7 protein-coding genes are annotated in these 12,767 nt (G+C 35.2%); 5 read left to right on the forward strand and 2 right to left on the reverse strand.

Annotated features, from left to right (window positions below):
- Positions 1 to 1,518: 1,518 nt before the first annotated feature.
- Complete coding sequence (locus tag NST98_RS16135) at positions 1,519 to 3,432, reverse strand: S-layer homology domain-containing protein (RefSeq protein WP_340715552.1); 1,914 nt, start codon at positions 3,430 to 3,432, stop codon at positions 1,519 to 1,521.
- A 198-nt stretch (positions 3,433 to 3,630) separates the two neighbouring features.
- On the opposite strand from NST98_RS16135, the gene NST98_RS16140 reads away from it, so the two are divergent.
- From NST98_RS16140 to NST98_RS16160, 5 genes are all read left to right on the forward strand, one after another.
- Positions 3,631 to 5,907: an S-layer homology domain-containing protein gene (locus tag NST98_RS16140; protein WP_016837956.1), complete on the forward strand. Its 2,277-nt coding sequence runs from the start codon at positions 3,631 to 3,633 to the stop codon at positions 5,905 to 5,907.
- 203 nt (positions 5,908 to 6,110) lie between these two features.
- Positions 6,111 to 7,256 (forward strand): polysaccharide pyruvyl transferase family protein, encoded by a 1,146-nt coding sequence (locus tag NST98_RS16145; RefSeq protein ID WP_016837957.1) that lies wholly within the window; start codon positions 6,111 to 6,113, stop codon positions 7,254 to 7,256.
- Positions 7,253 to 8,353, forward strand: a complete 1,101-nt coding sequence (locus NST98_RS16150) for a glycosyltransferase (RefSeq protein ID WP_168412342.1) — start codon at positions 7,253 to 7,255, stop codon at positions 8,351 to 8,353. Before NST98_RS16145 ends, NST98_RS16150 begins: the two co-directional genes overlap by 4 nt.
- Positions 8,350 to 9,885 (forward strand): murein biosynthesis integral membrane protein MurJ, encoded by a 1,536-nt coding sequence (gene murJ / locus NST98_RS16155; protein ID WP_016837959.1) that lies wholly within the window; start codon positions 8,350 to 8,352, stop codon positions 9,883 to 9,885. The genes NST98_RS16150 and murJ overlap by 4 nt, the downstream gene beginning before the upstream one ends.
- A 674-nt stretch (positions 9,886 to 10,559) precedes the next feature.
- Positions 10,560 to 11,132, forward strand: a complete 573-nt coding sequence (locus tag NST98_RS16160) for a TetR/AcrR family transcriptional regulator (RefSeq protein ID WP_016837960.1) — start codon at positions 10,560 to 10,562, stop codon at positions 11,130 to 11,132.
- 185 nt (positions 11,133 to 11,317) lie between these two features.
- On the opposite strand, the gene NST98_RS16165 is transcribed toward NST98_RS16160, so the two are convergent.
- Positions 11,318 to 12,757: a S41 family peptidase gene (locus tag NST98_RS16165; protein WP_168412341.1), complete on the reverse strand. Its 1,440-nt coding sequence runs from the start codon at positions 12,755 to 12,757 to the stop codon at positions 11,318 to 11,320.
- Between the last annotated feature and the right edge of the window lie 10 nt (positions 12,758 to 12,767).

Consider the following 12,767-nt stretch of genomic DNA (forward strand, 5'->3'; position numbering starts at 1 on the left):
ATTCGAACGAGTAGGGGATTATCTGCACAAGTAGGGAGTTTATTCGAACGAGTTAGGGGATTATCTGCACAAGTAGGGAGTTTATTCGAACGAGTTAGGGGATTATCTGCACAAGTAGGGAGTTTATTCGAACGAGTTAGGAGATTATCTGCACAAGTAGGGAGTTTATTCGAACGAGTTAGGAGATTATCTGCACAAGTAGGGAGTTTATTCGAACGAGTTAGGAGATTATCTGCACAAGTAGGGAGTTTATTCGAACGAGTTAGGAGATTATCTGCACAAGTAGGGAGTTTATTCGAACGAGTAGGGGATTATCTGCACAAGTAGGGAGTTTATTCGAACGAGTAGGGGATTATCTGCACAAGTAGGGAGTTTATTCGAACGAGTTAGGAGATTATCTGCGCAAGTAGGGAGTTTATTCGAACGAGTAGGGGATTAATCTACACATGAGAAGGGGGATCTGCCCGAGCAGGGGATATATCTACATAAGGAAGACGTTTACCCACTCGAGTTAGATGTAAATCAAAGGGTTAAGATGTTTTTCTATTCCAGCAAATGAGCTAACCACACGATTGAACGAATTCCGAATAGATATATGGAGTGGATCTAAATAAGAAAAAATTGTAAGTAAAAACCGAGAAATCACTTTAGTAAAGATAAGATAATAGTCAAATTCAAAGGGATAATAGTCAATCTAGGTAAAATAATAGCCAAAGCCAAAAATTTGCTCCAGCAGAGATGAAATAATAGTCAAAATCAAAGCGATAATAGCCAACTCGGCCGAGATAATAGTCAATCTAGGTAAAATAATAGCCAAAGCCAAAAATTTGCTCCAGCAGAGATGAAATAATAGTCAAAATCAAAGCGATAATAGTCGGCCGAGATAATAGTCAATCTAGGTAAAATAATAGCCAAAGCCAAAAATTTGCTCCGGCCGAGATAATAGTCAATCTAGGTAAAATAATAGCCAAAGCAAAAAATTTGCTCCAGCAGAGATGAAATAATAGTCAAAATCAATAAGATAATAGCCAACCTGCTCAAGATAATAGTCAACCCAGGTAAAATAATAGCCAAAGCCAAAAATACGTATCAGCAGAGATGGGATAATAGTCAAATCCCAAGAGATAATAGCCAACACGGCCGAGATAATAGTCAACCCAGATAAAATAATAGCCAAAGCCAAAAATTCGCTCCAGTAAAGATAAGATAATAGTCAAAACCAAAGAGATAATGGCCAACTCGGCCGAGATAATAGTCAATCTAAGTAAAATAATAGTCAAAGCCAAAAATTCGCTCCAGTAGAGATGAAATAATAGTCAAAATCAAAGAGATAATAGCCAAAACGCCCTTGATAATAGTCAATCTAGATAAAATAATAGCCAAAGCCAAAAAATCAAGATTCTCTATCAAGTTTGTATTTCGCCCGAATGTAAACGCAAAGTGTCTATAAGATAAAAAAAGTGAAATCGACTCGTTTATGTCGATTTCACTTTTTTAATTTCGAAGCAATCCTTACTTCTATTTAACAGTATCCAAAATGATAATGTATTGTGAGCTTACGTATGCGACTTTATGGTCACGGCTGTCTGGAATGATTTCATACCAACCGTTTGCTGCAAGGTTTGTGCTTGTAATAATGACTGGAATATTTGTCCGGCTGTATCGATAAATTGGCGTGTTGTTATAAGTTGTCGCTACAGAACGAACATTTAGTCCTTCAATATTGGTTAATCCGATTGTATATGCGTTATTTGCATCTTTAAATCCTAAATACTTATCTGCACGGTAGTAGTGGCCAGCTGCTTTGGCACCCCAATAAGGATCGGATGCGTATTTCACATTAAATCCGATTCGTTTTGTTCCGAATACAGGACCGTGAGCGAATGGTGCATTTGCTGGAATGTAGTTTTTCCACCAGAATTTTTCCATCAGTTCACGAATGCTTGCTTCAGGAGAATCGAATTTCACCTTTAATGGATCAGTGTCATACACATACAAACCGAATAAGTTGTTGTATTGCTGCGCGTAATTACTCATCCCCATGTCGCTTTCGTGCATTGCAAGGGCAAGTATCATCATCGCATTAATCCCGTAGTATTCTTCAATGGCTTTCAACTGTTTACCTAATCCTATCAATTTGCTTTTCTTAGAAGCATCAACATAACGGCCGCCAACTTTTTCTCGCTCTGCTAATGCGTATTGAATGTACTTGTCGATTTCTTCAGCTGAATACTGTGTTTTTGAGTGAACAGGTAGGAATTGGTAATAATTGTAGTATATAAACTTTTCCCCACCATTGTAGAAATTAATGCCGTCCCAGCTGTAGTATTTTACCCCGGGTTTCATTTGGCTTGGTGCTTTTCCATAAATATAGCTTGCTTTATTGTTTCCTGTTTTGTGATCTACTAGGACGTGTTTCATTTCTCCGCGATCGTTTAAGTAATAGTGGCGACCTTTTGATAAGGCGAAAGGAATTAATGATACAGTGTTTGCATCCACATATCCAACTTGTCCTGCTAAATTCACTTTCACACGGTTGCCTTCAGATTGAAGATATTGCATTTCTGTTTCTGCAGCTACGCTGATCTTATCTTTTACCGTTTGAGAGTCTAAAACCGTGTAAGATTTTGCAACGACGAAACCAGAACCTGGTTTCATGTAGATGATGTTGTTATTTTTTGTAATAACATGAGTGTCTTTTGAAACGCTTTTTAATACAGCGTCGTAATCAAAAGAAGTAATTTTTGTAGAAACGAGTTGTCCACCCTGAATATCTTTTAATTCATATGGTCCAAAGTTAATCGCTTCTTGATTACCAGCTACCTCCATCATCCGAATGATGAACGTTGCAGCTTGTGATACCGGCGTATTTTTTAATGGATAAAAATACACGCCATTAGGCATTGTGGAACCTTGAATAATTCCCTTTTCTGCACCTGTTGCAACCGCAGAATAATATTCTTTATAAATTTGATGTTTATCTTTAAATTGCAAATCTTTCGCCGTGCTCGTAGGAATCTTTAAATGTTTCATTGCTCGCTCAATCATGACAGCCATATGTTGGCGAGTAATCGGATCATTCGGTTTGAATGTGCCGTCTTCATATCCGGTAATAATCCCTGATGCTGCGGCGTTTTGGATATCTTGATAATAGGGACTATTTGTTGGTACGTCCTTAAAATCAATATTCTCTTCAGCTTTTGGTAAGCCGATCACTCTGGAGATAAACGCTGCGAATTGGCCGCGTGTTACAGTAGCATTTGGATTGTAATTGCCATTCGCATCAGGCGTTAAAGCCCCTTTCATAATTAAATAGCGTAATCCCCGTTCATGATAGTTGCCTGTTACATCGTCTGCAGCTTGTACTTTGCCAGTTGAACAGAGCGAAAAAACTAGCAAAATACTGAAAGCCATTAATAGAAATTTTTTCATGTAGTACCTTCTCCTTTCTCTACCTCCCATACTAACAAATTTCTATTAAGTTATTAATAGGATAAATGGTCAATTATATGAATTTTATAATAATAATAGTGAAAAAAGTATTATTTTATATTTCTAGTGTTTTTCCTTTTATATTTATAGTTTAATATGATTTAATGGAAAAGAAATGAAAGTATGGGGGGAAGGAAGGTGAGGGCTCTTTTTGAGCAAAATCAAATGAAGAAAATTATTTCAATATTATTTGCTTTTGTGCTTTTGTTTGGGACTGTGGCACCTGCTCAAGCGAATCAATCAGTCAATGAGCAATATCCAGTGTCTTCTGGAGTGGTGTATAGTCAATATACATATAAAACTTCAAAAACAAATGTAATCAATCATCTATCAATTAATTTAAATGATCCATTTACGAAAGTAGATATTGGCTTACCTAGTGCTTACAATAAGCGAGAAACGGTAACGGCAATAGCAAATCGAGACTCTAAAGATGGTAATAGAGTAGTAGGAGCTATTAATGCTGCATTTTTCAATATGAGCGATGGGGTTCCATTGTTTTTAATTGCAAAAAATAATCGCATTATTAACGGTGGGGCGATCTCTGAAGGTGCGGATCAATATTTGAACGTTCCAACAGCTTTCGGTATCGATAAAAACGGACAAGGCATTATCGATTATTTTGATTTTCAAATTACGATGACGACAAATGGCCAATCGTATCAACTGACTGGCATGGACCGTGTTCGGAATGGCAATGAGGTCATCGTTTATACACCGAACTATTACAAAGGCTATACAGATAATAATCAATATGGATTCGACATTATTGTTGAAGGAGATACACCAATCGGAGAAATATATTTCGGAGATACGATTTCTGGGGTAGTGAAAGAAATCGCTCCTTATGGGGAATCAAAACATCCTATTCCGAAAAATGGTTTCATTCTATCTGTCCAAGGCGGCTCACCTTTAAGTAAAACGTTGTCTAGTTTACAAATTGGTCAACAGATTGATGTGAACTTTTCCATCGACTCAAAATGGCAAGATGCACAATTTATTGTTGCAACAGGGCCTTTTTTAGTGCGCGATGGTAAACCCTATATTATGATGAGCACTGCTTCTAGCCGAGCAAGAGAAGTAGCGCCTAGAACAGTTGTAGCAGTGAGTAAAGATAAGAAAACCGTTCATTTCATTACTGTAGATGGAAGACAGTCCCACAGTAAAGGGATGAATATGAAAGAACTTGCAGATTATCTAGTTTCTTTAGGAGTAGATACGGCCATTAACCTTGATGGTGGCGGTTCAACAACAATGGCAATGCGTAAATATGGAAGCAATGATGTAGTTGTCGTGAATAAACCATCAGGTGGGTCCCAACGTGCAGTACATGCGATTTTAGAAGCAATTAGCACTGCACCGCTTGGAGAGGCGAAGATAATGAAATTTACTCGTACAAATGTCGGTACGATGTTGGAAGGAACAAGTTCCACTGTCAGCGTACAATATGTATTGGACGAGTACTATAATCCGCTGCCAATTACTCCTGATTCTATTAGTCTAGCATCACAAAATGGAACTTTAACGATTAGTGGTACGACATTTACAACAACAAAAGCAGGACAAGATCGTATTTACATTATGTATAATGGAAAAGTCGTTCAATCTTTCCCAGTGACAATTGTTGATGCACCAAGTCAAATGACAATTAAAGGAGCACAAGAAGTAGTCGTTGGAGCAACGCAGAATTATACAGTTGAAGCAAAAGATGCGGAAGGTAAAAATTTAATTTATAATGCAAATCAAGTGAAATGGTCGGTAGAAGGAAATATCGGAACCATTACTTCTACAGGACAATTTAAAGCAACGACTGCAGGTAGCGGTAAAATTATTGCAACGTTAGGTTCAAAGACTGTTTCAATTCCTGTAAAAGTAAAAGAGAAAGTAATCTTTAAAGATGTCCCTACAAATCACCCATATTTCAATGAAATTAGTTATAGCGTAAAAAACAATATCGTCACAGGGTACAGTGATGGCACATTTAGACCGACAGAAAATATTTCCCGGGAGCATGCAGCTGTCATTTTAACGAGAGTTCTGAAATTAGATACGACAAATGTTCAAAATCCGAACTTCAAAGACGTTCCAACGAATTATCCTTATTACAAAGAAATTGCAGCGGCAGCAAACTACGGATTAGTGAGCGGTAAAAACGATGGCACTTTTGATCCTAAAGGTAAGCTGACGCGTGCACAAATGGCGAAAATTTTAGCGATTGCCTTTGAATTGCATGGTTCAGAAAGTAAATCAACAAAATTTAAAGATGTTCCAACAAATCATTGGGCATATCCTTATATCGATGCATTAGCTTATAGCAAAGTCACAACGGGATACGAAGATGGAACATTTAAACCAAATGAAAATATCAATCGTCAACATTTTGTTCTATTCGTATATCGTGCTATACATCGTTAATTGAAAGTTAGTAGAATGGTATTATAAAGACAGGCGTTCTGTACTTTGTCATTTAACGTTAAATAGCCAACCTTATCTATAAAGGGGCATATCCCTTTGAATAGAAAAAGGTTCATCATAAAAAACTCTCCCCTACTTTGATGTGGAGGAGAGTTTTTATATGATATAATTGTTCATTATTAAGTTATAAAGGATGTAGGTTCATGAAAATCGGAATCGTAGGTAATTACGGTAATGATAATAACGGGGATGAATCGATTTTGCTCAGCATCATTATGCAGCTTGAGCAAGCATTTAATATCTCCCGTGAAGATATCACCGTTTTTAGCAATAACACTCAACAAACGAGTGAACAATATGGAGTTCAAAGCTATCCATTATATTATAAACGCAAAAATTTATATAAAACTTTTTATACTACATATCAATCGAATAAAAAATATGTTTCTCAATTTGATTTACTCATTATTGGTGGCGGCGGGATTTTAATGGATTTTTATCGCCGTGAAGCTCACCTATATAGCACATATGCACTGATGGCAAAGCATGCGAAAGTGCCATATATCGTTTACGGCTGTGGTGCTGGTCCTCTCGATACCATTACCGGTCGCCTAATGATTCGATTAATGTGTAAACATGCCTTCAATATTTCAGTGAGAGATCCAGAATCAAAAGACCTATTAGAAAAAATAGGTGTCAAAAAAGAAATTAAAGTGATTGGTGATCCTGCCTTTACTTTATACAGTCCAAAAGATAGCTATTCTAACGAGCCAAAGGAAGTCGCCGTATCTTGTGTTCCAATGTATAACGCGAACTATTGGCCATTTGGTGACGTCGACAAATATGAAAGTTACACTACTGGAATGGCTAAAAATTTAGATCATTTAATCGAAAAGGAACATGTCAATATTACCTTTTTCGCTACGAAATATCCTCAAGATGTCTATGTGACGAAGGATATTCAAAAGAAAATGAAGCATCAATCGAAGACAAAAATTATTGATGAGAATTTAAAACCGATGAAATTAATTGATGTGGTGAGTAAATACGATGCAGTCATCGGTACACGTTTGCACTCCTTAATTATTGCAACATGTTCTGCAACTCCAGTGATTGCGATTTCTTATCATCCAAAAGTAACCAATTTTATGAGATTAACAGGAAACGAAAAAAGATGTCTTACGATTGAAGATATTCAAAAGGATGAAATGATTATATCCCGTTCCTTTAGCGATATTCGAGAAAATTGGAAAGAAGTTGTGAGTGAAACGAAAAAAATTGCTGCAAAGGCATATGAAGAGGCGAGTAAAGGCAAAGAATTGATGATGAAGGCAGTGAAGGACAAATGAAAAAAGTATTTGTAATTAGCAATATGTATCCTTCAAAAGAACATCTCTCGTTTGGTATTTTCGTAAAAAATCAAGTGGAAGCACTGCGAAATTCGAATATTGATGTAATTGTCGCAGCAAATGATAATCCAAAGACAGGTAAGAAAAATACCATATTGAAATATAGTAAGTGGGCAAAAGAGGTTCTTTCGAAAGCTTTAAAATATAAAAAGGAAATTTCCATTACGCATGCTCATTACGTTTTTCCATCCGGTGTTTTTTCATTCATGATGAAGAAAATGTTCAATATTCCGTATGTGGTGACTGCCCATGGTGGCGATATTGAACGGATGGCGAAGAAAAGTGCCAGCATTCGCAATTGGACAGAAAAGATTTTACAAGAAAGCAGCTATGTAATTGCCGTTGGTCCAGTGTTAGCAGATCAAATTGAAAAGGATTATGGGATTCCTCGTGATCGAATTCTAGTTTGCAGTATGGGTGTGAATAGGCAACAATTCAAACCTGGAAATAAAGAAATAGTAAGAAAAGAATTAAATCTAGATGATGATGCCTTTATCTATTTATTTGTTGGGAATGTCATTAAGCAAAAAGGTGTAGAAGAGCTGTTAATTGCTTTCCAGCAAGTGAAAAAAGAGGCGAATCGAAAAGTAAAGCTTGTGATCATTGGTTCTCAACGAGATAGAAGTTTTGTGAATAGTCTATCGCCATTAATGGATGATGACGTGCTAATGTATGGACCAATGAAACAAAACGAGCTTGTGAAATGGTATCAAGCGAGCGATGTGTTTGTATTACCTTCGCATTTAGAAGGCTTCGGTTTAGTGGCTTTAGAAGCAATAGCTAGCGGAACGCCTGTCATTGCATCGGATGTTGGAGGTTTAACTTATTTATTAAAAGATGGTGCTGGGCATTTAGTAGAGCCAAAAAATCCGAAAGCGCTGGCTGATGAAATGTTCAATGCTCTAACGACACCAAAAGAACAGTATACCAATCAAGAGGCATGTGATGAGATTTTGCATATTCATGATGCTGATGAAATTACGAAACGTGTCATTAGGCTATATGAATCTGCGGTGAACGGAGGTTCTAGCCTATGAATAAATTTTTAAAAATCGTTGGAGCGGTAGCTATCATTAATATAGCAGCCCGCATCTTCGGGTTTTTCCGGGAAATGGCCGTTGGGTACCAGTACGGATTTTCCTATGCAGCGGACAGTATTTTTACCGCTTATATGGTGCCGAACTTTTTATATTTAGTAGTCGGCGGTGCTTTTACGACAGCTGTGATTTCTCTATATAATAGGAAAACGACGAACCAATCGGAATTTGTGAAACAGTCCTTCACGATTGTGTTAACCTCTGGAATCGTCATGACAGCGGTATTACTCCTATTTACCGACCCAATTATTAAAATGTTATTTGAGAATAATGAAGACATTGCACCTGATGCAATTGAATTAACGAAGCATTTATTTTACTGGATGATGCCTTCATCAATTTTCTTAATTCTCGCATCGTATTATAGCGGTTTACTAAATGTTCATAATAAATTTCATTTATCCAGTTTTTCGATTTTAATATATAATGTGGCGTTTCTAGTTATTGCAGTCGCATTATCTTTTGTGATTGGTCCAATCGCTTACGGTATAAGTGCTTTTGCCAGTTCCATCATTATGATTTACTTCTTAATTGTAGGTTATCGCAAGCTGGATTCTTCACATCCAATCGGAATCTCATTTAAACGAGATGCGACGACAAAAGACTTATGGATAATGGTTGTACCCATCATGATTGGTGGTGGAACAATTCAGATTTATGCCATGTTGCAACGTTTCTTTGCTCAGCTTTTAGGGTTTGGAGAAAGTGCGATTTCCGTTGTAAACTATGCTTCCCGTTTAACACAGTTTCCACAAACGATTTTAATTACAGCGGTGACGACGGTAATCTACCCAATATTAAGCCGCAAAGAAGCAGAAGATGATCATGAATCCATTAAAAGTTTATATAGCAGAGGGTTACGTTATTTAGTATTGTTGATGATTCCTGTATCCATATTTGCATATTTCTACGCGGAAAATATTATTCAAGTGATTTTTGAGTACGGAAATTTTACTAAAGAAGGAACTAAATTAACGACACCAGTAATGCAAATTTTCGTGTTATCTATGTTCTTCTTAGCTGCGAATACGTATATTACTCGTTTCTATTATGCAAAAGGAGACTCGATCGCTCCGGTTATTTTCAGCATCGTCAATGTATTCATCGTGAATATTGCGGTGATGTATTTACTTGCCGATTCAACAGGAGTTAATTCTATCGCTTGGGGTACGTTAATCAGTTCAGTTGTCAATACAGTGTTGCTAATTATCTATGCACACTTTAGATATGGATTGAAGCTAGGTAATGGAAAACTAAAGGATTTCTTCAAACTATCCATACCGCTTATTTTAATCGGTTGTATCACGTATTTATCGAGCAAATATCTCGTTTTTGATTATAAGTGGGTTACATTTATTACAGGATTGGTTATTTTCAGTGTAAGTACGATTGGTCTATTCATGCTGTTTAGAATAAAAGAAGTTGAGGACTATATTAACGGAATCAAAAAGAAGTATTTTAGCAATAAGTAATTAAATTAATTAGATTCAATCTTAAAGTTAAATCACAGGTTATAATGCTCAGTGAATTAATTGGATAATGAATAAGAAGTGGAATTTACTAACTTTATCGGGATTGTTTAAGATCCAACAATTCCCGATGGGTTATAGTAAATTCCACTTTTTTATTAATGGTGACATATTAATACGGTAGCCTACTATTTGCTATTGTAGGATAAATGAAATTTGCTAACATTAATTGTCGAAATTTAAGTTATATTAAGATATTATTAGTAAGTAATTAAATGGAAGAATAAGAAATTTAATGTTTTATTATTAATATAGGTATAAAATATTAAAATACATTTAATACATAATACCTAATGTATTGTGATAATAATACTAGATTATTTTTGCATTATTTTTTAAACATAGTTTGATTTTATCTACTTTTATGATTGAAAATTGTATTATTATGATAAATATCTTCAATTTAAAGTATTTCCATTTTATAATGAACTTGATTTAATAATAAAATGAAATGCCTCTTACGAAAAGTTCGAAACGTTATATTACTAAAACACTTTTTACGTAGTGGAAATATTGTCAACAAACGACTTTTTTCTTAAAAGAATATAATTCCGTAAGAGCCGATTTCATTCTTACACAACACTCAACACACCGTTTTTGGAATGGGGGTAGTCCAGTTGCCGAGGGGTCGAAAAGTCAACTCTAGTGGAGAAAAAAGTAAAAAATTACTTCAAGAAAAGGCGATAGAATTATTTTCACAATTTGGGTATCATGAAACTAAAATTAGCGATATCGTAAAGGCTGCTAATTTAACACAACCTACATTCTATCTTTATTTTGAAAATAAAGAATCACTATATAATGATTTGATATTACAATTTAGAAATGAATTTTTAGAAAATGTAAATCGTATCAATGTGGGGAATGAAGATAATTTCATCGAAAAATTACAAACAAACTTTACAGCTCTTTTTAAATTCTTCGCCAGTAATCCACACCTGACAAAAATCGGTTTCTACCAAACAGAAGAGTCGGAGGAATTAAAAAACATCTTTTCACAAATTCTTGAGGAAAAATTAAAAGAACGAGTAGAATTTTCGGATCATGATATTCGTATTTTTATAAACAGTATTGTTGGTGCTATTGAGCGGCTTACACTAACGATGTTGTTTACAAAAGAAAAAGAGCCGGAGCAATTAGCTTCCGAACTCATTAATATTTATTTTGCTAAAGAATTAATATGTAGATAAAGATAAATTACATGATGGACCTTAATAGAAAAGTTCTGCCAATACTAGATTGCTTCATCAATTGGAATCCTTAAAAAAGTTTAACTTTTTAAGGATTATTTTTTTTGGTTCCTTAAATAAACATAAAAAATGAGCCATTATTTATTTTCCGCTCCAATAAATATGACTCATTTTAGATGTTCCTTTTAAAATTCTTTTTTTACTGTTATGTGCAAGTAAGCACCTTTTTTCAGTTGATGATTTTGATTGTCTTTTAATGTTGGATGAATGAGAAGCATATATTCTCCACCTTCATTCAACGGTTTTTTCGGTGTCACAATTAATTGATTCCCATCCGTTAATATATTAACATCTACTTTATTCCCACCTAATTCAACTAATTCAACATCCTTTTCATTTATAGCACCTAATGGACGATTTAATGTGATATTAAATGTTTTCGTCGTCGGAACATCTAATAATGCTTTCAACTCTTTATAGTTTACTAGATTTTCTGCAATTGCATCGAAGTGTGCTTGATAAATAGGATTTGAATTTGTGTTAATATGTGGCATTATTCCCTGATCGCGAATGACTGTTCCTTTTGGGCCGAAAAATTCTCCTATTGTTAATTTTAAATAACTGCCATCTGATAATTGATAAAACCCTTGCATCGTGCCTTTTCCATAAGTTTTTTCACCATAAACAACAGCAGCGTCATAATCCGATAAAGCAGCGACTGTCATTTCAGAAGCGCTTGCACTATAACGATTGACAAGTACTTTCGTATTACTATCAAAAATTGGTTGCACAAAATAAGGTAAGTTTACCAACAGAGTACCGTCTGGCTCTAATAGATATTTATAATGATCTCGATCGTAATATAAATAATATTGTGTATTGCCTTCCTGATATTTGACTTTGTATGCAAACATTGCGTTTTTAAATAAAGCGATTAATTCTTCGGCAGATTCTACATAACCGCCGCCATTATTTTGCAAATCGAGAATAAAGGAAGTTGCACCTTTTTGGGTTAATTTTTCATATTCCTTTTTGACAAGGTCAGCAGCATCTTCAGAAAATGATTGAAGCTGTATGTAGCCAATATTTCCGTATAGAATTTGACTCGTGGTATTTGGTATTGAGAAAGCTTTACGTGTCAATTGCTTTACAACGGTTGTACCATTTTCTTTTAAAATTTCAAGCTTTACCGTTGTATTTTCTTTTCCTAAAAGTAATGACTGGCCTTCCTCAACTGATTTTCCTTTAAGGGATATTGAATTGACTTTTGTAATGATGTCTCCAACTACTAACCCTTGTTCGTAAGCACTTCCATTTTCTAATACGTCCGTAATTAACAATCCGTTTTCATGTTTTTGAATCACAACACCAATGCCGATTTGCTTCATATCAACGCTTTTGATAAAGCTTTCATATTGTTCAGGGGTATAATAGTTGGAGTATGGATCAAGCATTTCCATTATTTCATTGATGGTATTCGCTTGATCGATATTTCCATTTATTTCGCCCACATATTCACTTTTGACAATCTCTTTTATTTCTTGCAATGTTGTTGCAGCTTGTACATTGAATGGCATTGCAAGAAATAGAAAAATCATAGAGATTATTGGAAACCATTTTTTCATATAGCACACC

The sequence above is a fragment of the Ureibacillus sp. FSL W8-0352 genome (assembly GCF_038004345.1).
GTDB classification, from domain to species: Bacteria; Bacillota; Bacilli; order Bacillales_A; family Planococcaceae; genus Ureibacillus; species Ureibacillus thermosphaericus.

What these genes read in the sequence shown, in the direction of transcription:
- murJ (WP_016837959.1), top strand. Translation starts at nt 8,350, where the DNA reads ATGAATAAATTTTTAAAAATCGTTGGAGCGGTAGCTATCATTAATATA.
- NST98_RS16135 (WP_340715552.1), bottom strand. Translation starts at nt 3,432, where the DNA reads ATGAAAAAATTTCTATTAATGGCTTTCAGTATTTTGCTAGTTTTTTCG.
- NST98_RS16165 (WP_168412341.1), bottom strand. Translation starts at nt 12,757, where the DNA reads ATGAAAAAATGGTTTCCAATAATCTCTATGATTTTTCTATTTCTTGCA.
- NST98_RS16145 (WP_016837957.1), top strand. Translation starts at nt 6,111, where the DNA reads ATGAAAATCGGAATCGTAGGTAATTACGGTAATGATAATAACGGGGAT.
- NST98_RS16150 (WP_168412342.1), top strand. Translation starts at nt 7,253, where the DNA reads ATGAAAAAAGTATTTGTAATTAGCAATATGTATCCTTCAAAAGAACAT.